General features: G+C 68.6%; 25 protein-coding genes. 9 read left to right on the top strand and 16 right to left on the bottom strand.

Going from position 1 to position 20,598, the window contains the following annotated elements; genetic code table 11:
* Nucleotides 1–96: 96 nt before the first annotated feature.
* Entirely contained in the window at nt 97–1,038 is a 942-nt protein-coding gene (locus ON37_RS06060; RefSeq protein WP_040717685.1) for a phosphotransferase, read from the bottom strand.
* A 100-nt stretch (nt 1,039–1,138) separates the two neighbouring features.
* Between ON37_RS06060 and ON37_RS06055 the strand changes: the two genes are divergently transcribed.
* A complete protein-coding gene (locus ON37_RS06055) occupies nt 1,139–1,609 on the top strand; it encodes a MarR family winged helix-turn-helix transcriptional regulator (RefSeq protein ID WP_210742455.1) in 471 nt (156 codons plus the stop codon).
* A gap of 4 nt (nt 1,610–1,613) precedes the next feature.
* Nucleotides 1,614–2,558: an MBL fold metallo-hydrolase gene (locus tag ON37_RS06050; protein ID WP_083892760.1), complete on the top strand. Its 945-nt coding sequence runs from the start codon at nt 1,614–1,616 to the stop codon at nt 2,556–2,558.
* Here the strand turns inward: ON37_RS06050 and ON37_RS06045 are convergent, their stop codons facing one another.
* Nucleotides 2,559–3,209: a class I SAM-dependent methyltransferase gene (locus tag ON37_RS06045; RefSeq protein WP_040717753.1), complete on the bottom strand. Its 651-nt coding sequence runs from the start codon at nt 3,207–3,209 to the stop codon at nt 2,559–2,561.
* A 101-nt stretch (nt 3,210–3,310) separates the two neighbouring features.
* Between ON37_RS06045 and ON37_RS06040 the strand changes: the two genes are divergently transcribed.
* Complete coding sequence (locus tag ON37_RS06040) at nt 3,311–4,051, top strand: VIT1/CCC1 transporter family protein (protein WP_040717683.1); 741 nt, start codon at nt 3,311–3,313, stop codon at nt 4,049–4,051.
* 9 nt (nt 4,052–4,060) lie between these two features.
* Here ON37_RS06040 and ON37_RS06035 read toward each other — a convergent pair whose 3' ends face one another.
* Entirely contained in the window at nt 4,061–4,708 is a 648-nt protein-coding gene (locus ON37_RS06035; protein WP_040717680.1) for a pentapeptide repeat-containing protein, read from the bottom strand.
* A 46-nt stretch (nt 4,709–4,754) separates the two neighbouring features.
* On the bottom strand, nt 4,755–5,192 hold the full coding sequence (locus ON37_RS06030) for a hypothetical protein (RefSeq protein ID WP_040717677.1): 438 nt from the start codon (nt 5,190–5,192) through the stop codon (nt 4,755–4,757).
* Between the two features lie 85 nt (nt 5,193–5,277).
* Here ON37_RS06030 and ON37_RS06025 point away from each other — a divergent pair, with 85 nt between their 5' ends.
* Nucleotides 5,278–6,126: an MmyB family transcriptional regulator gene (locus tag ON37_RS06025; protein WP_051031257.1), complete on the top strand. Its 849-nt coding sequence runs from the start codon at nt 5,278–5,280 to the stop codon at nt 6,124–6,126.
* On the opposite strand, the gene ON37_RS06020 is transcribed toward ON37_RS06025, so the two are convergent.
* A complete protein-coding gene (locus ON37_RS06020; protein WP_040717674.1) occupies nt 6,086–6,700 on the bottom strand; it encodes an NAD-dependent epimerase/dehydratase family protein in 615 nt (204 codons plus the stop codon). The two genes, ON37_RS06025 and ON37_RS06020, sit on opposite strands and share 41 nt — an antisense overlap.
* A 366-nt stretch (nt 6,701–7,066) precedes the next feature.
* On the opposite strand from ON37_RS06020, the gene ON37_RS06015 reads away from it, so the two are divergent.
* Both ON37_RS06015 and ON37_RS06010 read left to right on the top strand, forming a co-directional pair.
* Nucleotides 7,067–7,729 (top strand): PadR family transcriptional regulator, encoded by a 663-nt coding sequence (locus tag ON37_RS06015; protein ID WP_040717672.1) that lies wholly within the window; start codon nt 7,067–7,069, stop codon nt 7,727–7,729.
* 175 nt (nt 7,730–7,904) lie between these two features.
* Entirely contained in the window at nt 7,905–9,113 is a 1,209-nt protein-coding gene (locus ON37_RS06010; RefSeq protein WP_040717670.1) for an FAD-dependent monooxygenase, read from the top strand.
* Nucleotides 9,114–9,153: 40 nt separating this feature from the next.
* Here ON37_RS06010 and ON37_RS06005 read toward each other — a convergent pair whose 3' ends face one another.
* Nucleotides 9,154–11,187 carry an MDR family MFS transporter gene (locus ON37_RS06005; RefSeq protein ID WP_040717668.1) on the bottom strand — a complete coding sequence of 678 codons (2,034 nt, stop codon included), beginning with the start codon at nt 11,185–11,187 and terminating at the stop codon, nt 9,154–9,156.
* Between the two features lie 228 nt (nt 11,188–11,415).
* Here ON37_RS06005 and ON37_RS06000 point away from each other — a divergent pair, with 228 nt between their 5' ends.
* The 3 genes from ON37_RS06000 (at nt 11,416) to ON37_RS05990 (ending at nt 13,283) form a co-directional block, all read left to right on the top strand.
* Nucleotides 11,416–12,291, top strand: a complete 876-nt coding sequence (locus ON37_RS06000) for an oxidoreductase (RefSeq protein WP_040717666.1) — start codon at nt 11,416–11,418, stop codon at nt 12,289–12,291.
* Nucleotides 12,292–12,402: 111 nt separating this feature from the next.
* Nucleotides 12,403–12,870 carry a transcriptional regulator gene (locus ON37_RS05995; RefSeq protein ID WP_083892754.1) on the top strand — a complete coding sequence of 156 codons (468 nt, stop codon included), beginning with the start codon at nt 12,403–12,405 and terminating at the stop codon, nt 12,868–12,870.
* Entirely contained in the window at nt 12,867–13,283 is a 417-nt protein-coding gene (locus tag ON37_RS05990; RefSeq protein ID WP_040717664.1) for a DUF3817 domain-containing protein, read from the top strand. Before ON37_RS05995 ends, ON37_RS05990 begins: the two co-directional genes overlap by 4 nt.
* A gap of 10 nt (nt 13,284–13,293) precedes the next feature.
* Here ON37_RS05990 and ON37_RS05985 read toward each other — a convergent pair whose 3' ends face one another.
* The 10 genes from ON37_RS05985 to clpS form a co-directional block, all read right to left on the bottom strand.
* Entirely contained in the window at nt 13,294–13,902 is a 609-nt protein-coding gene (locus tag ON37_RS05985) for a non-canonical purine NTP pyrophosphatase (protein WP_040717663.1), read from the bottom strand.
* Entirely contained in the window at nt 13,902–14,666 is a 765-nt protein-coding gene (gene rph, locus ON37_RS05980) for a ribonuclease PH (RefSeq protein WP_040717747.1), read from the bottom strand. Before rph ends, ON37_RS05985 begins: the two co-directional genes overlap by 1 nt.
* A gap of 124 nt (nt 14,667–14,790) precedes the next feature.
* Nucleotides 14,791–15,555 carry a cyclic nucleotide-degrading phosphodiesterase gene (locus ON37_RS05975; RefSeq protein ID WP_083892753.1) on the bottom strand — a complete coding sequence of 255 codons (765 nt, stop codon included), beginning with the start codon at nt 15,553–15,555 and terminating at the stop codon, nt 14,791–14,793.
* 69 nt (nt 15,556–15,624) lie between these two features.
* Complete coding sequence (locus ON37_RS05970; RefSeq protein WP_373281986.1) at nt 15,625–16,407, bottom strand: rhomboid family intramembrane serine protease; 783 nt, start codon at nt 16,405–16,407, stop codon at nt 15,625–15,627.
* A 105-nt stretch (nt 16,408–16,512) separates the two neighbouring features.
* Nucleotides 16,513–17,475: a cysteine synthase gene (locus ON37_RS05965; RefSeq protein ID WP_040717660.1), complete on the bottom strand. Its 963-nt coding sequence runs from the start codon at nt 17,473–17,475 to the stop codon at nt 16,513–16,515.
* Between the two features lie 4 nt (nt 17,476–17,479).
* Complete coding sequence (locus ON37_RS05960) at nt 17,480–17,776, bottom strand: MoaD/ThiS family protein (protein WP_040717657.1); 297 nt, start codon at nt 17,774–17,776, stop codon at nt 17,480–17,482.
* Nucleotides 17,777–17,828: 52 nt separating this feature from the next.
* On the bottom strand, nt 17,829–18,251 hold the full coding sequence (locus ON37_RS05955) for a M67 family metallopeptidase (protein WP_040717743.1): 423 nt from the start codon (nt 18,249–18,251) through the stop codon (nt 17,829–17,831).
* A gap of 177 nt (nt 18,252–18,428) precedes the next feature.
* Nucleotides 18,429–19,508: a P1 family peptidase gene (locus tag ON37_RS05950; protein ID WP_040717653.1), complete on the bottom strand. Its 1,080-nt coding sequence runs from the start codon at nt 19,506–19,508 to the stop codon at nt 18,429–18,431.
* Nucleotides 19,509–19,566: 58 nt separating this feature from the next.
* Entirely contained in the window at nt 19,567–20,136 is a 570-nt protein-coding gene (gene aosR / locus ON37_RS05945) for an oxidative stress transcriptional regulator AosR (RefSeq protein ID WP_040717651.1), read from the bottom strand.
* Between the two features lie 22 nt (nt 20,137–20,158).
* Entirely contained in the window at nt 20,159–20,578 is a 420-nt protein-coding gene (clpS, locus tag ON37_RS05940) for an ATP-dependent Clp protease adapter ClpS (RefSeq protein WP_373281985.1), read from the bottom strand.
* Nucleotides 20,579–20,598: the final 20 nt, after the last annotated feature.

Here is a 20,598-nt window from a genome sequence, read left to right as displayed (position 1 = left end):
GGACAAACATCCCGCGATGGAGAGATGTCCCTCCTTTTCGCCGTCAGGTGAGGAAGCCGGTTCCGCTCTTCGCCCCCTCGGGTACGAGGGATCCCGTCACTCGCCACGGGCGTAGCGCCCCAACGCGTCTCGCAACACCACCAACCGCTGCTCGCGAAAGTCCGTCCGGCCGTTCTCGATCGCGTCCAGGACATCGAGGGTGGGATCCGAGCATGCCCAGAACCGCAACTTTTCCTCGAGGTGCGGATCGAGATCCCGTGCGCGGCCCCGCTGGATCGCGCGGACGAAGTCGCGACCCGCCTCCGGGTAGAGGTAACAGAGGTCGTAATCCGGGTCGCTGATCTCGATATCGCCGAAGTCGATGAGCCCGCTGATCCGCTCGCCGTCCACCAGCAGATGATCGAGACTGAGGTCGGCGTGGATCAGCGTCGGCTCGAAATCGAAGTTCGCATCGCGATCCAGATATCGCCGCCACATGCGCAGCAGGGCCGCCGCGTCGTCCGGTGGCAGCAACGGAAGCACCTCGGCCCGTACGTCGTTCAGTACCTCGTCGAATTCGGCGCGCAGATCCGTCACTTCGATACCGAAGCTCCGGGCACACTCCACCGGGAAGGCGTGGATTCGCTCGATCAACTCGGCGATCGTGCGGGCGGTATCGGGTCGCAGCAATCCGCGCCGCACCCATTCCTGCTCGTCCAGCGAGAGCCCGGGCACGAGCGGATACACGCAGAATTCGCCCGGCCCCAGCGGGTTCGGCGCGGTGAACAGGAATTGCGGAACCGGCACCGGTAGGTCGGCTGCCAGTGCGGGCAGCAGACCCGCCTCGCGCGCAATCCCTTCCGCGCCGTGCGAACCCTGCGGCAGGCGCAGGACATGACTGCCGACGTCCGAATCGACTTGCAGCGCAACGCTGTCCAGGCCGGCGCCGAGCAGACGCAGCCTCCCGGACGCGAGGTCGGGCCGCGGTGAGCGCCGCAGGGCGGACCGTACCCGGCTCTGCCAGTCCGCCGGCAATCGCACGCTGTCGCGCATGTCCATGTCCGCATCGTAGGGCGGCTGTCCAGCGGTTATTTCCGAGCCGGGTGCCCGCGACGATGCCGGTGCGCAGGGTCGGGCGGGCATGTCTATGATCGGCGGCGTGCCGGAATCCGGGAGCCCCGCCCCCGCCTCGGTTCAGGTCTGGCAGGCGCTGCAGCGGGTCTATGCCGACCTGCGCCCGGACCTGGATACCGAATTGCGGCGCCGCACCGGCCTGCCCGCGAGCTGGTACGACATGCTCGTCGAACTCGATGCGGCACAACGGCTTCGAATGAGCGATCTCGGAGCGCGCATGGTGCTCAGCCGCACCCGGGTGAGCCGGCTGGTCACCGAACTGGAGGCCCGCGGCCTGGTCAGCCGCGAATCCAACCCCGACGACGGACGCTCCGCCTATGTCGCCGTGACCGCCGCCGGGCGGCAACGATTGCGGGAGGCCGCATCGCATCACCACGCGGCGGTCGACGAGCGCTTCGCCGCCCTCGAACCCGCCGAACTGGACCATCTCGCCGTCGCCCTGCGGAAGGTGCTCGGGACGGAGTCCGGTGGCGGTGCCGGTCCCGGCGCAGAATGAACCGATGCGCACCCTTTCGCCAGTGCTCGACCCGCTTCGGCACACCGCCGGCTACGCCCGCTACTTCCTGCACAAGAGCGCCCGCGACCGCGAGGACGCGCAGGCGCTGAGCGAGCTCGAGTCGCGCACCCTCGACCTGCCCGCGGGCCTGGCCGTGCAGTGGCTGGGGACCGCCGGATATCGGCTGACGTATCAGGGCGAAACCCTACTGATCGATCCCTTCCTGAGCCGGGTGCCGCTGTCCACAGTGGTGCGCCGACGCACCGCACTACCCGATCCGGCGGCCGTCGACCGGTATCTGCCGGACCTCGACCGCGTGGCGGGAGTGGTTGTGGGCCACGGCCATTGGGATCACGCCCTGGACGCGCCGGAGATCGCGCGTCGCTTCGGCGCCACGGTCTACGGTTCCCGATCGGTGCGCAATCTGATGGCTCTGCACGGGCTCGCCGACCGCGGGGTCGAGGTGGAACCGTATCGGCACTACGAGCTCGGCCCGTTCACGGTGACCTTCGTGCCGAGCGTGCATTCGAAGATTCCGTTCGGGGTGCGCGTCCCGTCCCCCGGCGACACCAGCTGCGACTCCCTGGCCGGGCTCGCGCCGATGGCCTACGGCTGCGGGCAGACCTGGGGAATCCACATCGCGGTGGCCGGGATCGAGATCTACCACCAGGGCAGCGCGGATCTCGTCGACGAGGCGATCCGCCACCGCGACGTCGACATCTTCCTCGCCGGTATCGCCGGACGGGCGGTGACACCGGACTACTGGCGCCGGATTCTGACGCGGCTGCGCCCGGCGACCGTCGTCCCGATGCACTACGACGACTTTCTCCGGCCGCTGGACGCGCCCATGGGATTCACCGTCGATATCGCCCTGGCCGCCGTGCCCGAGGAGATCGCCGCGGTCGGCCGCGAGTTCGACGTGGTCGCGCTGCCGCCGGTCCGCGGCTGATCAGCGGGCCGGACGCCCGATGAGCAGATGCGCCGGAATGGGCCGGCGGTCGATGCGCCGGTGTTCGACGGTCAACCCGGCCCGCTCCAGGGCGGCGGCGACCTCGGCCACCGGTCGTAACCGAAAGCCATAGGCGGTGAACGGCATCCCGGCCATGGCTTCGGGGTCGCCGATGCAGACCACCACCCGACCGGTGGGCCGCAGAATTCGAGCCAGTTCCGCACAGGCCCGATCGAGTTCCGCCACGAAGTAGACGGTGTTCACCGTGACGACGGCGTCCAGCGCGCCGTCCGCGAGCGGCAGGTCGGTCAACGAGCCCTCGACGACCCGCAACCGCCCGGCGCCGATGTCGGCGGTGAACCGGGATCGGACTCGGGAAAGCATGTCCGGCGAGATCTCCACCCCGTGCACGGTGCCGTCGGGCCCGACGCGGCGCAGCAGGACCGACAGCCCGACACCGCCGCCGAATCCGATATCGGCCGCCGACGAGCCGGGCGTCACCTCCGCGGCCTCGATCGCGGCGTCGACGGCGAAGCGGTTGGCGCGGTTGAGAATTCGCGCCACGATCTTGCCCAGCGGGCCGTGCGGATTGCCCAATTGCGCGGCAACCGTGGTCAGGGCGCGGGCGCGGATCGACGTCACCTCGCACATGCTACCGACCGGAGACGATGCGGCCGTGGTGTGCGCGGCTCGGCCGAGTGTGGCCGCGCTGATCCCCCACATCCGTGCGTCGGCGGCCTACGCTGCACCACGTGGACGACACCGAGCCCGGGCGTGGCTTAGGCCCCGGGGCGCACCCGCACGAACCGCACGGCGAAGGGCTGGCCTCGCGCCTGAACTGGTTGCGTGCCGGGGTGCTGGGCGCCAACGACGGCATCGTGTCGACCGCCGGTCTGGTCGTCGGTGTCGCCTCGGCGACCACCGCGACCACGCCGATTCTCACCGCCGGTGTCGCCGGCCTGGTCGCCGGGGCACTGTCGATGGCGGTCGGCGAGTACGTATCGGTCAGCACCCAGCGCGACAGCGAGCGCGCGCTGCTGTCGCAGGAGAAGCGGGAGCTGGCCGAGGATCCCGATTACGAACTCGCCGAATTGACCCAGATCTATCGCCGCAAGGGCCTGTCGGCCGCCACCGCGCGACAGGTGGCCCGTGAGTTGACCGCGCACGACGCCTTCGCCGCACACGCCGAGGCCGAACTGGGCTTGGACCCGGACGAGCTGACCAATCCGTGGCACGCCGCCTTCTCCTCCGCGGTGGCCTTCACCTGCGGTGCGCTGCTGCCACTGCTGGCGATTCTGCTGCCGCCGGTGACCTGGCGAATCCCGGTGACCTTCGGCGCCGTGCTGCTGGCGCTGGCCGCGACCGGCTCGGTCAGCGCGCGGCTGGGCGGCAGCAACCCGCGCCGGGCCGTCCTCCGGGTGGTGCTCGGCGGCGCACTGGCGATGGGCGTCACCTATGCGATCGGGCAGATACCGGGCGTTTCCAGCGGTTGAGCCGCGATTTCAGTTGTCGCGCACGATAATTCCCGCCGCCCGCGCGAAGGCCGGGGCCAGCTCCAGCAGCTGAGTGGTGGTGACGATCGCGCCCTTCAGGGTGCCGATATCGGCAACGAGATCCAGGCTCGCGGCCGCGCGCAGGTCGACGCTGTCCAGCGTGGCGCGGTGCAACACCACACCTTCCAGCCGGCAACCGGAGAAGTCGACGTGACGCAGGGTGGCGGAGGAGAAGTCGGTATCCCGCAGCACGCAGTCGACGAAATCGACCTGATGCAGCCGCGCCGCCCGGAAATTGACCGATTCGAATTTGCAGCCCTCGAAGCGGATGCGACGCAGCCGCGCGTCGACGGCGATCACGCCCGACCACGCCGAGTCCACGAATTCGGCGTCCAGCCAGCGGGTTTCACACGCATCCAGCCCGATCCAGCGCACGCCGCGCAGCCAGACATCGTCGAACCGTCCCTGCTGCACACTGCCGCCGGTGAGGTTCACCGCCGTGAACGCCGATTCGGTGAACCAGGACCCCGCCGCCGACACCTCCTCGAGCGCGGTGCCGTCGAGGTGGACCCGCTCGTATTCGCCATCGGGCGCGAGCGGTTCCGCCAGCGGCGTCAGATTCCGGGCATACGGCAGATCGGCGAGGTCGCGCGGCATTCCTGCACCTTAGCCACGCCCACCGACACGACTACCGGCCGCCGGATCAGGACACGTATTCGTGGTCGGTGCGCACGCGCCCGTCCGGGTCGAAGGTCAGCACCTCGAGGCCGGTGCCGGCCACCGTGCCGTCCGCCCGGTTTCGCATCACCCAGGTCAGCGCTACGGCGGAACCGGCGTGCCGGATCGGCTCGCCCGAGGCCTCGAAGACATGCTCTCCGTCGGCGATGAACATCTCGTAGGCGCGGGTCACGCGGGCGAACATCGCGTCGTAGCCGCGAATTTCGACCGCCGGGGCGGAAACCCCGTAGTGCCGCGCGGTATCCCGGATCCCCTCCGGCGGGTTGACCAGAACCTGATAGCCGTCCTCGGCCCACACCTCCCGGATCAGTCCGCGACGGCGTTCGGCGTCGGGTTCGTTCCACTGCGCGACCCAACGGCCGAGCAGTTCCTTCAGTTCGATTTCGGTGGGTTCGTAACTCATGGCGGCAAGTCTGTGCGTCACGCCGCGGTGAGGCGATTCCCCGCAGGGTATGGCGCGGCGGCACGAACCGGCCGACGATGAGCCCATGACGACAGTCGCGTCTCCGAGTCCGTTCGCCCGGGAACTGCGCCGCTGGCGCGCGCTGCGCCGGTGGAGTCAGCTCGATCTGGCCATCCGCGCCGACACCACCCAGCGCTATCTCAGCTATCTCGAACAGGGCCGTTCGCAGCCGGGCCGGGCGATGGTGCTGCGCCTGGCCGAATCACTGGAACTGTCGCTGCGCGAACGCAACCAGCTGCTGAACTCGGCCGGTTACGCGCCCGCCTACGACGAATCGGGTTACGACGCACCGCAATTGGCCGCGGTCCGGGAGGCGTTGCGATCGGTGCTGGCCGGACATATGCCCTACCCCGCCCTGATCGCGGACCGCTACGGCGACCTGATCGAGTCGAACGCCGCCTTCGACCTGTTCACCGCGGGCTGCGCCCCGGAGCTGCTCACGCCGCCGGTCAATGTGCGCCGGCTGGCATTACATCCGGACGGGCTGGCGCCGCGAGTGATCAATTTCGCCGACTGGGGGCGCCACGTCACCGAGTCCATGCGCGCTCGCAATCGGACCTCGCCCGATCCCCTGGCCGAGGAACTTGTCGCCGAATTCGAGACCTATCTGCCGGCCGTCGAGCCGGGACCGGGCTATCTCGGCTTCGCGGTGCCGCTGCGGCTGCGCTGGGGCACCGGCGAGCTCCGGCTGATCACGACGCTGACCTCGTTCGCCACCGCGACCGACGTCTCGCTGGCGGACCTTCATCTCGAGGCCTTCCTGCCCGCCGACGACGCCACCGCCGACCTGCTCCGCCGCCGGGCGGCGGAATCGGACGGGCCGCTGCCGGAAGCTATTGCACCGGTACGAAATCCGTCCGCCCGTCCTCGGTGACGGCGTAGATTCCGGAGGCCAGGTCCAGCGCCACCACGGTCCGCGCGGCCGCCTCGTCGATGTGGATGCGGGGCGGATCGGGCCGGGTCGCCGGATCGGGATAGTAGGTGTCGGGGCCGTAGAACTGCCCGTAGCGCAGGACCACTCCGCCGATGCCGAGCACCGAGTCCTCCAGGAATTGCTGGGCCGCAAGTCCCTCACCCGTCATCTCCCACGCCACGCTCTGCGCGAGAAAACGCTTCGCGCCGGCTGCCCGGGCCGCGGCCAGGAGATTGGCGGTGCCCTCCCGGCGCATTCTGGAGTTGGCGGCCCGCCCGGTCGGCAGGTCGGCCGGATCGTCCGGCAGGTCGGTCAACTGATGCATCACCAGATCGGGGGCGAAGGCGCGGACGGCACGTTCCAACGCCGCCGCGTCGTACACATCGCAGACGACGGCTTCGGCCCCGATATCGGTCAGCATCGCCGACTTCTCGGGCGAACGAGTCAGGCCGGCGACCTGGAATCCCGCCGAGACCAGCAGAGGGGTCAGTCTGGCGCCCAGCACACCGGTGGCGCCCGCGACAAAGATTCGCACGACATTCCACGATATCGGTCTCGCGCCGGGGGCCGGGCGCGACGCTCTTGACCGAGTCCGGCGAGTTGACCTACTGTCTACGTACGCAAATAGTAGATGTGGCCGCTTCGCGGCCATCCCTCGTCACGCCGCATCGCGCCGGGTTTCGACGGCCGGGACGACCCTCATCGGTCCCGCCCGCGAGCCCACCGGCTGGACGCCTCGCGCGTCGAGCGCGTGCTCGTGACGATCCACCCCCGGAACGACGGCGCCGGCACGCCCGAATTCCGGGGGTGGTCGTCGTTCACCTCTGATTCGCACCGATCGAATACTTGTGCACGGATACTCGTAGACGTATATTCGTCTACGAGTAAGGAGGTGTGAGCAATGGCCAAGAAGCGCAAGGTCGGCAACCTGCTGGCCCTGGCGGTCCTGGCGACGTTGATCGAACGTCCGATGCACCGCTACGAGATCGCGGCGCAGATGCGTGAGCGCGGCAAGGACCGCGATATGGACGTCAAATGGGGTTCGCTCTACACCGTGGTCCAGAACCTGGAGAAGCACAGGTTCGTCGAGGTCGTCGGCAGCGAACGCGACGGGTCACGGCCCGAACGGACCATCTACCGACTCACCGACGCCGGGCGGGCGGAGGCCGAGGACTGGCTGCGCGAGCTGTTGTCCACACCGGAGCCCGAACATCACCGCTTCGTCGCGGGCCTGTCCATCGTGGCCATGCTGCCGCCCGACGAGGTGATCACCCTGCTCGACGAACGGACCCGCCTGCTGGCCGCCGAGATCGACGCCCGGCGCCGCGAGATCGAGGAACAGTCCCGATTCCTGCCGCGGCTGTTCCTGATCGAGGCCGAATTCGGCGTCGCGATGCTCGAGGCCGAAGCCGAATGGGTCGCCGCGCTGCGGTCCGAACTCGCCGCCGGCACCTTCCCCGATATCGATTTCTGGCGTCGCACCCACGCGGAGAACATTCCGCCCGCCGAGGTCGCCGCACTGGTGGAAGGAGGGGCGTTCACGCAGCCGACCGACAACAGCTAGCGACAAACAGAGAACCGGGCCCGGCGAAGTGCTCGCAACACCGCGCCGAGCCCGATCCGATCACCTCTCGAACCGCATTCGCGCAGGCGAACCCGGCCCAAGTGTGGCAACTTCAGGATAACGGGGCAGTACCTGCGGGGAGCGGCTCGGGTACCGACCCATCAGGAGAATCCCCATGTCCGCAGTACGTTCCGCTCTCGTCATCGGCGGCGGTGTCGCCGGTCCGGTCGCCGCCACCGCCTTGCGGATGGCCGGTATCGAGGCCACGGTGTACGAGGCCTATCCCGGCCCCGCCTACAACATCGGCAGCGCCCTCGGTTTCGCGGCCAACGGGCTCGCCGCCCTCGACGTCATCGGCGCCGGCGATGCGGTGCGCGCCGTCGCCCTTCCCATGACGCGAACAGTGATGTCGTTGGGGCACAAGGAAATCGAACTCCCGGCCGCCGCCGGACTGGAGCCACTGCATTCCGTCGACCGCAGTGATCTGCATCAGGTGCTGCACGACCACGCCGTGGCCGCGGGCGTCACGATCGAATATTCCAAACGCCTGGTCGGCGTCGACGAACACCGCGACGGGGTGACCGCGCGCTTCGCCGACGGAACCACCGCGACGGCCGATATCCTGATCGGCGCCGACGGGATCAAGTCCCGGGTGCGCACCCTCATCGATCCGAACGCGCCGAGCGCGAACTACACCGGAATGCTCGGATTCGGCGCCTACGCCGAATGTTCGTATCCGGTCACGCCGCAGACGATGGTCTTCGCCTACGGCCGTCATGCCTACTACCTGTACTGGTCGATGCCCGACGGCCGCATCGCCTGGGGCGCGAATCTGCCGCACAAGGAATATCTGACCCTGACGCAGGCCCGCGAGGTGCCCGCCGAACAGTGGCTGCGGACCCTGCAGGAGGTCTACGGCGAGGACACTCCCGGGGCCGAGCTGGTCCGCGGCACCCGGCCCGAGGATCTGGTGTCGACCGGCGGATTGCACATCATGCCCCCGGTGCCGCACTGGCACCGCGACCGGATGGTGCTCGTCGGCGACGCCGTGCACGCACCGTCCAACAGCACCGGGCAGGGCGCCTCGCTGGCCATCGAGAGTGCCATCCAGCTGGCGCGATGCCTGCGCGACCACGATTCCGCGACGGCCGCTTTCGAGGCCTACGAACGGATTCGGCGCCCGCGGGTGGAGAAGATCACCGCCCGGGGCGCGAAGATCAACCAATCCAAGACCGTCGGGCCGGTGATGCGCCGGCTGATGCCGGTGATGATGCCGCTGGCGACCAAGCTCTTCAAGATGAACGAGGTGCTGGCCCGCGAACAGAGCTACACCATCGACTGGGATGCGAAGGTCGACGAGCGATCCGAACTCGCGGCGGCCTGAACGAATCCGCCGCAACGATCCGGGGCGCTGCGGCCGGCGGTCACACCGTCAGCCGCAGCGCCTGCGGGCGTTCGACCTCGTCGAGCAGTTTCGCCGCGATGTTGTCCAGAGCTCGGTCGAACAGTTGCCGGTCGTGCGGATCGGCACAATCCCAGTCGTCCAGATAGCGGCACAACCATTTTCGCCAGGCGGCGAGGATGCGGTCGTATTCGGCCTGACCACTGTCGGTCAAGGTCATCCGGTCACCGGTGAATTCGATGTAGCCGGAGCGAACGGCCTTGTCGTACACCGGTTCCAGCACCTCCGGCGGCATCCAGTGCGCGCGCGCCACCGCCGCCAGATCGGCGGAGCCGCGGGCCCGCTGCAACATCTTCACCTGACCGATGGCCCAGGCCTGGTCACGACTCAACGGGCTGTCGGCGGCGGCGAGAATCCGCGGATCGGGTAGTTCGTCGTCGCGCAATTTGCGCAACACACTGGCGAGCGAATGTTCCAGCCGCACCGCGCGGTCGGCCGAATCCGGCACCGAGAATCCGCCGCCCACATCGGCGGCCTCCGCACGAACGCTGTCGCGCAGCGGCACCTGCCGGAGGAACCAGGCCACCAGGAATCCGACCACCGCCACCGGCACCACCCAGCGAAAGACGTGGTCGATGGTGTCGGCGTAGGCGTCGATGATCGGAATCGCCTCGGCGTACGGAAGTCTGTGCAGCAGTTGCGGATTCTCCGCGACCGCCGGCGGTACCCCGGACACCTCGGTGAACGCGTGGCGCAGGTTCGGCTCCAGTTGATTGCTGTAGAGCGTGCCGAAGATCGCCGTGCCGAAGGTCGAGCCGACGGTCCGGAAGAAGGTCACGCCCGAGGTCGCGGTGCCGAGATCCTGATAGGGCACGGTGTTCTGCACGACGATGGTGAGCACCTGCATCGCCAGGCCGATCCCGAGGCCGAGGATCAGCATGTACAGCGACTGCAACCAGAACCCGGTGGTCCGGCCCATGGTCGACATCAGATACAACCCGAGGGCCATCACGGCCGTGCCGGCCACCGGGAAGTACTTGTATTTCCCGGTCCGTCCGACCACCTGCCCGGAGATGATCGAGGTGGTGAACAGGCCGACCACCAGCGGCAGGGTGCGCAGCCCGGACGCGGTGGCCGAGACGCCGTCGACGTATTGCAGATAGGCCGGCAGGTAGGTCATCGCGCCGAGCATCGCGAATCCCACGATGAAGCTGAGGATGGAGCAGACGGTGAAGACGTTGCTGCGGAACAGGTGCATCGGCAGCATCGGCTCGGCCGCGCGTGTTTCGACGAAGACGAAGGCGGCCAGCAGCACCACCGCCGCGGCGAACAGGCCGATGATGGTGGCCGAGCCCCACGGATACTCCTGCCCGCCCCATTCCAGCCCCAGAATCAGACAGCTCACGCCGATCGCGACCAGAGCGATACCGGCATAGTCCACCACCGGGCGCACCGCGGCGCGGATCGACGGGATCGCCCGGGCCGCAACGGCGATCATCACGATCGCCAGGGGAACGTTGACGTAGAAACACCAGCGCCAGCTGGCGTGGTCGGTGAACAATCCGCCCAGGGTGGGCCCGACGACCGTGGTGATGCCGAAAACCGCGCCGAGCGCACCCTGATACTTGCCGCGATCGCGCAGTGGGATCACGTCGGCGATCAGTGCCATCGAGGTCACCATCAGCCCGCCCGCGCCCACGCCCTGAATGCCACGGGCCACGATCAGCAAGGTCATGCCGTGGGCGAGCCCAGCCACCATGGAGCCGACGATGAATATCAATCCGCTGAGCTGGAAGATCAGCTTGCGGCCGAACAGATCGCCGAATTTGCCGGCCAGCGCCGTCGCCACCGCCTCGGCCAACAGATAGGCCGTCACCACCCAGGCCATATGGCCGGCGCCGCCGAGGTCGGCGACGATGGTGGGCAGCGCGGTCGAGACGATGGTCTGATCCAGCGCGGCCATCAACATGCCGAGCACGACGGTGATGAACACGACGTTGGCCCGGGTGTGACTCACGGGCGCGGGCGATTCGGTGACCTCGGCAACACCGGACATCAGCCCAGTATGTGCCCTGGGTCCGATTTGTTCGGCGCAACACGGCAATACACCGAGTGACATCCGGATATCGCAAATCTCCGGAATTCGAAACGCGCGAGTTCGGACCCCGATCGATACGCTGTGCACACTGTGATCTACCCCTACCGCCGGAACTTACTCTGAAGTAAGGTTGGCGGCGAGGACGCGACGAGGCTCCTTTCCGACGGTCGACAGTGAGGTCTCACCATGGCGTGGAATCCCAGCGATATCCCGGCGCAGCACGGACGGACGTACGTGATCACCGGGGCCAACGGCGGTATCGGCAAACACACCACCCGAGCGCTGGCCGCCAAGGGCGCGACCGTGATCATGGCCTGCCGCAACACCACGACCGCGCAGCAGGTCGCCGACGATATCGACGGGGATGTCCGGGTGTCCGCCCTGGATCTGGCCGATCTCGCCTCGATCCGTGAATTCGCCGATCGCACCGGCGAATTCGATGTCCTGATCAACAATGCCGGGCTGATGAACATCCCGTTCTCGCGAACCGAGGACGGCTTCGAAACTCAATGGGGAGTCAACCATCTCGGCCACTTCGCACTGACCGGGCTCCTGCTCGACCGCATTCGCGATCGAGTGGTCAGTCTCGCCAGTATCGCGCACCGGCAGACACCGAAATTGTGGATCGACGATCTCAACTACGAGAACCGGCGTTACCAGCGCAATCTGGCCTACGCCCAGTCCAAACTGTCGAATTTGATGTTCGCCCGCGAACTGCAGCGGCGGCTGCGCGAAGCGGGTTCCGAGAAGCGGTCCTACGCGGTGCACCCGGGAGTCTCCGCGACCGATCTGTTCACCCGCACCGAGACACCGATCGACAAGATCGCCAAACCGTTCATCGCCTTGGTCGGTCACTCCCCGCGCAAGGCCGCGGAGTCGAGTCTGTTCGCGGCCACGACCCCCGACGCCGATCCGGACACCTATTGGGGGCCGACCCTGCTGTTCGGCTCGCGCGGTCCGGTCCGGCCCTCGCCGTCGAGCGCGCTGTCGAAGAACCGGGATCTGCAGCGGCGGCTCTGGGAGGAATCCGAGCGGCTGACGGGCGTGACCTACAAGTTCTGATCGCCGGCCCACGCTGGGCTTCTGACCTGGCGGATCGTCGTTGCGCCGGCCCGTCTCGACCGGGGGTACCTCACACTACGGCCGGTGTAGTAGACGGGTACCGTGGTAGGCGTGTCCGCTCCACATCGTCGCCCGGCTCTGATCATCTTGGTGGTCGTGGCCTCGCTGGCCTGCCTCGGGCTGGGCTGGTGGCAGTGGGGCCGTTTCGAATCGGCGACCGGCACCGCGCAGAACCTCGGCTACGCCCTGCAATGGCCACTGTTCGCCGGATTCGTGGTCTTCGCCTACTTCCGGTTCGTCCGGCTGGAACGGGAGACCGCCGCCGAGCACACCGAGACTGCTCCGACCGCCGAGGGGGCCGACAGCGCGCCCACCAGCGGCCGGCGTAAGGCCGGAACGGCCGCGCCGCGGGAGATTCCGCCCGGCATCCTGCCCGAACGGCCCACGGCCCCCCGCGACGACGATCCGGTCCTGGCCGAATACAACAAATACCTTGCCGACCTGCACGCACAGGATGTGCGCGAGCAGATGCACGCCGTCGGACTCGACGGCCCCGATACCGAGAGGAGAGCCGGTTGAGCGCCGACCGTCCCACCACCCCGGCCGCCACCAGTACACCGGCCTCCGCCCCTGCGCCCGCAGCGCGCGACACCGGCCGAATCCGCTCGGCACTGACCCGCTACCGAGTCTTCGCCTACATCACCGGTGTCTGGCTGCTGCTGCTGTGCGCGGAGATGGTGTACAAGTACCTGCTGCTCGACGACAGCAGCACGGCGCCGCACTGGCTGTTCTACGTCGGCCAGATCCACGGCATCTTCTACATGCTGTACCTGGTGTTCACCATCGACCTCGGCATCAAGACCCGGTGGAAGCCGCTGACCCTGGTGATCACCGCACTCGCCGGCACCATCCCGTTCCTGTCCTTCGTCTGCGAGCACTACCGCACCCGGCAGGTCAGGGCCGAGTGGCTGAGCTCGGAGACGTCGGTGTGAGGATCCGGCTTCAGGAGACGGCGAGCTCGGCCAGTGCGGGGAGCAGGGCGCGCAGCGCTCGGCCCCGGTGCGAGGCGGCGTCCTTGTCCGCCGGGCTGAGCTGGGCCGCCGAGACCGAACCACCCGCCGGAACGAAGAGCGGGTCGTAGCCGAAACCGCCGTCGCCGACCGGCTTTCGGGCGATCGTACCCGGCCATTCGCCAACGGTGACGACCTCGCGGCCGTCGGCGACGAGCGCACACGCCGAGACGAAGCGGGCGCCGCGACGTTCGTCGGGGACGTCGCCGAGCTGAGCCAGCAACAGTTCGTTGTTGGCGGCATCGTCGCCGTGGCGACCGGACCAGCGCGCCGACAGCACGCCGGGCATACCGTTGAGCGCATCGACCGCCAGGCCGGAATCGTCTGCGACACAAGCCAATCCGGTCGCGGCCGCGCCGTCCCGGGCCTTGGCGAGAGCGTTCTCCTCGAAGGTCGCGCCGGTTTCGGGTGCCTCCGGGAACGGCGGCACCTCGTCCAGGCCGACGATCTCCAGCCCCACCACACCCGCCTCAGCGAGGATGCGGCGCAATTCGCCGAGCTTCTTCGCGTTGCGGCTCGCGACCAGTACCCGGCGAGCCATCACTTCTTCCGCTCCGGCTCGGGCAGCTCTCCCGGGTACGGCAACGCCAACGCCTGCTTCTGCACCTCGAACAGCTGCTCACAGCCGGCCAGCGCCGAATCCAGCAGCTTGTCCAGGGTGGACCGGGGGAAGGTCGCGCCCTCGCCGGTGCCCTGGATCTCGACCAGGGTGCCGGTATCGGTGGCGACGACGTTCATGTCGACCTCGGCGCGCGAATCCTCCTCGTAGGGCAGATCCAGGCGGACCCGGCCGTCCACCACGCCCACGCTCACCGCGGCGATCATGCACGAGATCGGCTGCGGGTCGGCCAGCCGGCCGGCCGCGCCCAGATAGGTGATCGCATCCGCGAGTGCGACATAGGCGCCCGTGATGGCGGCTGTACGGGTGCCGCCGTCGGCCTGCAGCACATCGCAGTCGATGGCGATCGTGTTCTCCCCGATGGCCGCCAGGTCGATGCAGGCGCGCAACGACCGGCCGACCAGGCGGCTGATCTCCTGGGTCCGCCCGCCCACCTTGCCCTTCACCGATTCCCGCCCGCTGCGGGTGTGGGTGGCGGCCGGCAACATCGCGTATTCGGCTGTGAGCCAGCCCAATCCGGAGTCGCGGCGCCACGGGGGCACGCCCTCGGTCACGCTCGCGGTGCACATCACCCGCGTCTGACCGAATTCGACCAGTACCGAACCCGCCGGATGCGTGGTGAATCCCCGGGTGATCCTTACCTCGCGGAGTTCGTCGTCCGCCCTGCCATCGGCTCGTCTAGACACCACGCCAGCCTAAGGGATGGGCCCGACGCCGCTGCCCCGGCGGGGCCGGGCGGCCTCCGCCCCACGGGTCCGGCAACCGCCACCGCGACCGCGGCGCGGACACCCCGTGACCCGACAGGCGGGCTCAGATATCGATGACCTCGCCCGGCGACACCGCATGCACCGGACCACTGAACTGTTCCTTGGCCTCGGCGATCACATCCTCGCGCGAGGTCCACGGCGGAATGTGGGTGAGCAGCAGTTCACCGACCCCCGCACGCGCGGCGATCATTCCGGCCTCCGTGCCCGAAAGATGAATGCCGGGTGGACGATTGGCCGGATCATGGGTCCACGACGCCTCCGACAACAGAATGTCGGCGCCTTCCGCGAGTTCGAAGACGGCAGGGCACAACGCCGTATCCCCGGTGTAGACCAGGGTGCGACCGGAGGCGGTGGTGATGCGCAGGCCGTAGGACTCCGGCGGGTGATACATCCGCCGCGCGACCACCCGGTGGCCGGGGCCGAAGCTCACCTCACGCCCCTCCTCCCACGGCCGCAGATCGATCACATCCGACCAGTCGTCGCATTCGCCGCCGATCTCGGCGGACGCGTTGCCGATCCGCAGCGCCGAATCCGACGGACCCCGCACGATGGCGTGCCCGCTCGGCGGGTTCGGGTGATAGCGCCGCCACACCAGCAATCCGGGCAGGTCCAGGCAGTGATCGGCGTGCAGGTGGGTCAGGAAGATGTCGACCTCACCGGGATCCAGATAGCGCTGCAGCGCACCGAGGACTCCCGGACCGAAATCGATCACGGTGGGGGTCATATCCGGACCGGTCAGCAAATAGCCCGACGCAGGGGAATCCGGGCCGGACACACTGCCCGAACACCCGAGGACGGTGAGTCGCATTCCCCCATGCTGCCACGCTGCATTCTCACTCAACTGGGGATCCCCCAAATCGCCGGCCGAGTTCCGCAGTCACCCCGACGATGCGAGGCGGCCGGCACTCTCCCCGCGACGATGACGACGTTCATTCGATGAGAGTACCCAGCCGGCCAGCAGTCCACCCAACGCACCGAAAACATGGCCTTGCCAAGAGATTCCGGGTTGTCCGGGCAGCACACCCCACAGAATCGAGCCGTACAGCAGACCCACTACCACCCCCACCAGGATCTGCCACAGGTTGCGGGTGAACAGCCCGCGCGAAATCAGATACGTCAGCCAGCCGAACACCAGCACCGAGGCGCCGACGTGCACCGACCCCGTCGCGCCGGTGAGCCAGGTGCCGATCCCCGCCACGATCCAGACGATCGCGGTGGCGGCCAGGCCGCGCCCGATGCCGGTCAGCAGCGTGAGCAGGCCCAATACGATCACCGGCAGGGTGTTGCCGATCAGATGCGCCCAGTTGGCATGCAGTACCGGCGCGAAGACGATGCCCTCCAGGCCGGCGGCGGTGCGCGGCCGTACGCCGGCGCTGTCCAGGTCGTGATGGGTCACGGTGTCGACGCCCTCGACCGCGTACAGCAGCGCGACGAAGGCCAGTGTCATCGCAATCGCGCGCTGCCACAACACTTTCAGCGCCGCGGTGCGGCCGGACTGCGGGCTGGGCGGCGCGGCCGGAGCCGTCGGCGCGGGACGCGGAGCGGAGAATTGCGGACCGGACGGTACGGAGCCGGCGGGCGCCCCCGCGGACTTCTGCAGCTCGGCCCGCAGCGCGGCAATCCGATCCGGATCGAAGGACGGGCCCATCTGCTCGGCCATCGCCGTCACCTCCTCGCGAGACCGGCGGTCCGGTCGCTCGCCCTCAACGGTACCGCTGCGACGAGGACCGGCATCCGGTCCCACGGCGGCCACGGCACCGGCGACCTAGGCCCAGAGCTGGCCTTCCAGCCGTTCCTCCGCCTCTTCCAGCGTGCCGTCGTAAGCCCCGGTGGACAGGTACTTCCAGCCGCCGTCGGCGACCACGAAGGCGATATCGGCCCGCGCGCCCGCCCGCACCGCCTTGTTGGCCACGCCCAGGGCGGCGTGCAGGATGGCGCCGGTCGAGATGCCGGCGAAGATGCCCTCCTCCAGCACCAGCTCCCGGGTGCGGCGCACCGCGTCGTACGGTCCGACCGAGAAGCGCGAGGTCAGTACGGTCTCGTCGTAGAGCTCGGGAATGAAGCCCTCGTCGATGTTGCGCAGCCCGTAGACCAGCTCCCCGTACCGCGGCTCGGCCGCCACGATCTGGATGTCGGCGACCTTTTCCCGCAGGTAGCGGCCGGTACCCATCAGGGTGCCCGTGGTGCCCAGCCCGGCGACGAAGTGCGTGATCTCGGGCAGATCGGCCAGGATCTCGGGCCCGGTGCCCAGATAGTGCGCATCGGCATTGGCCGGATTCCCGTACTGGTACAGCATCACCCAGTCCGGGTTCTCGGCCGCGATCTCCTTGGCCCGGGCGACGGCCTGGTTGGAACCGCCCGCGGCCGGGGAATCGATGATCTCGGCGCCGAACATGGTCAGCAGCTGCCGCCGCTCGACCGAGGTGTTCTCCGGCATCACACAGACCAGGCGGTAGCCCTTCAGTTTGGCCGCCATGGCCAGCGAGATCCCGGTATTGCCGCTGGTCGGCTCGAGAATCGTGCAGCCGGGGCGCAGGGTGCCGTCGGACTCGGCCTGCTCGATCATGCGCAGGGCCGGGCGGTCCTTGATCGAACCGGTCGGATTGCGGTCCTCCAGTTTGGCCCACAGCCGAACGTGGTCGTCACCGTCCCATTTCGGCGACAGCGTGCGCAGACCCACCAGCGGCGTATTGCCGAGGGTCTCGATCAGCGATTCGTAGCGTGCCACGAGATCAGCGGCCGGCAGCGCCGTCGCGGCTGCCTCCGGCGACGGCAGGCAGGATGGTCACCGACCCGTTGGCGGGCACCTCGGCCTCGAGGCCGCCGGCGAAACGCACATCTTCGTCGTCGACGTAGATGTTGACGTAGCGGTTCAACTTGCCGTCGGACAGCAGGCGCTGCTCGAGACCGGGGTAATTGGCCTCGAGGTCGCCGATCACCTCGGCGAGGGTGGAACCGGTCGCCTGGACCCGCTTCTCACCTCCGGTGAGGGTGCGCATGATGGTCGGGATGGACACGGTTACCGACATGGGTGCTCCTGTTTCTTCTGGTCGGCTGCGCCGGAGATCCGGCGGGTCGGGTTCAGGCCTGGGGATACTCGGTCACGATCTGTACCGGCTCCTCGGTGACCACACCGTCGAGGATCCGATAGCTGCGTAGTTCGTGCTGCTCCGGGTCGCGGGTGGACACCAGCACGTAGTGGGCATTCGGTTCCGAGGCGTAGGAGATGTCGGTGCGACTGGGGTAGGCCTCGGTGGCGGTGTGCGAGTGGTAGATCACCACCGGCTCCTCGTCGCGGTCGTCCATCTCCCGCCACACCTTCAGCTGTTCGCCGGAGTCGAAGCGGTAGAAGGTGGGCGAACGCTCGGCGTTGGTCATCGCCACGAACCGTTCCGGGCGATCGGAACCCTCGGCGCCGGCGATCACACCGCAGGCCTCGTCGGGATGATCGGCACGGGCGTGCGCGACCATCGCGTCCACGAGATCGGCCCTGATCACCAGCACAGTTCGCATCCTTCCACTCACCACACGACCCGACCGGCCCGTGCGGGTCGTATCGCTGCCGTCAACGGCCGAGGATATTCGGCTATTCCCCACCCGCGGGCGGGTGGTCCCTGATATGGGGCCCGTCCACATCGCGCGGCCCGCGGTTCCGCCGGCAGCACGACCGCTTGCGCTCGTTCAACGCTGCGGGGCCGAACCGGGGCCGAACAGTTCGCGATAGGTCGGGATCCCCGCGACGGGTCCCGCATGCAGCACCGCGTCCACGATCGCCCGCTCCACGCAGACCGCCGCCGCGGTGCACAACTCGTCGAGCAGCAACAGATCGGCCGGAAAGGCCGGTGGCAGTGGGATATTCGAATCCGTCGCGACCGTTCCGGTGGCCAGCGCGAACAGCGTGTCGCCGTCGAGCGGTGAATGTGCCGGGCGGACCGCGCGGGCCAGTCCGTCGTGGGCGGTAACGGCCAACCGGCGGCAGGCCGCCGGATCCAGGGCGGCATCGGTGGCGACCACCCCGATCGTGGTATTGAGCACGGTGCCCTTCACCGGCAGAGCATTGGCACGGGACAGCTGCTCGGCGGACGCGGGAGCCAGACCGAACCACTCCGGCCCATCGGTTCCGGCGCCCCACGGCAGCCCGGTCCGCGGATCGAATACGGACCCGACCGGGTTGGCCACCACCAGCGCGCCCACCGTGTGCCCCGCCGCCGGACCATCGGTGAAATACACACTGGCCGTGCCGATCCCGCCCTTGACGGCGCCGGCGCGGGCGCCCACCCCGGCCCCGACGCTGCCCCGCTCGAAGGTCGGCGCCGCCACATGTGCTGCGCGATAACCGAATTCGGCCGTGGGCCGGATGTCCCAGGCTCCGACCGGTAGATCGAAGATCACCGCTCCTGGCACGATCGGCACCACCCGGGAGGGATCGGACGGATCCATCGGAATGCCTTCACCGTGTTCCTCGAGCCAGCGCATCACCCCGTCGGCCGCGGCCAGGCCGTAGGCGCTGCCACCGGTGAGCAGCACGGCGTTCACCTGGCGAACGGTATGTCCGGGGTCGAGCAGATCGGTTTCCCGGGTTCCCGGACCGCCGCCACGCACGTCCACCGCGGCGGTCGCCCCGCCCGGAACGCGCACCACGGTGCATCCGGTCGCCGCCCCGGATCCGAGGGTGGCATCGGCATCGAGTTCCTGATGGTGGCCGACCAGGACACCGGCGACGTCGGTGATCGCATTGCGCGGGCCCACGGTCGAGCTCACATGTCCTCCCGGGACGGGTCGGGTTTCGGCGGCGGAATGCCCGGCTCGCGGCACGGAATCAGGGGGCGAGGGCGTGCAGCAGGGAATCCTGCATCCAGGTGAGCCAGTGGTAGACGTCCAGATGCGGTGCGCGCGGATCGTCCGGATCGAGTTGGTCGGGGGTGTCGGCATCGATGCCCAGCGCGGTACCCAGCGCCAACCGCACGTCGTTGAGGGCGTTGAGCCAGGCATCGGCCTGTTCCGGGGTGAGCACGATCTTACCGCCGCGTTCCGGCAAGGTTTCCAGCACCACCGTGCCGGCCGCGACCTTGGCGTCGATGATCTCCGGCTCGTGCAGGCTGCGCAGCGCACTGTTGAGATCGGCGCGGTCGGCGTCCGGGGAGCCGGGTTCCTTGCGATGGAAATCGGGCAGCAGCCGGGCCAGCCGCGGATCGTCCGGCGGGGTGCTGTTGCCGGTGCGAAGGCCGGTCAATTCCGCGAGGTCGTCTTCCGGACCCGATCGGGCCCGGTCGGTGAGCAGTCCGGTGACCGCCCCCACCAGCGAACGCAGGACGTCCGCCTCCCGGGGGTCCATCTCCGACCGCAGCTTGAGCCCGCTCAGCGAGTTCTTCCTGCTCCACTTGCGCACGGGGCTACCGTAGCTGTCGCGGTCACTGGTCACGCTGCATGGTCGCCCAGAGCCCGGCGGCGTGCAGACGCTGAACGTCGTGCTCCATCCGATCCCGCGACCCCGACGACACCACCGCCTTGCCCTCGTTGTGCACCTGCAGCATCAGTTCGGTTGCCTTGGCTTTGCTGTAGCCGAACAGCTTCTGGAAGATGTATGTGACGTAGTGCATCAGGTTCACCGGATCGTCCCAGACCACCGTCACCCACGGCCGATCCTCGGCCTCCAGGATCTCGGTGACCTCGACCGCTTCCGGCGTCGCCTGCGCCGCCGACAACTGTCCGGTCGCGAGGTGTACGCGCTCGCTCGGCCCGGCCCACGCCGTGTCCTGCGGGCCCGTCACTCGCGCCGCTGCCTGGTTCGCGCCGACCGGACCGGCGGCGATCCGGACGGCGTCTCTCATGCACAGACCCATAACTCTCA

The sequence above is a fragment of the Nocardia veterana NBRC 100344 genome, assembly GCF_000308855.1.
Lineage (GTDB): Bacteria > Actinomycetota > Actinomycetes > Mycobacteriales > Mycobacteriaceae > Nocardia > Nocardia veterana.
Note: the sequence above shows the minus strand (reverse complement) of the source record. Positions and strands in the feature narration are given on the sequence as shown.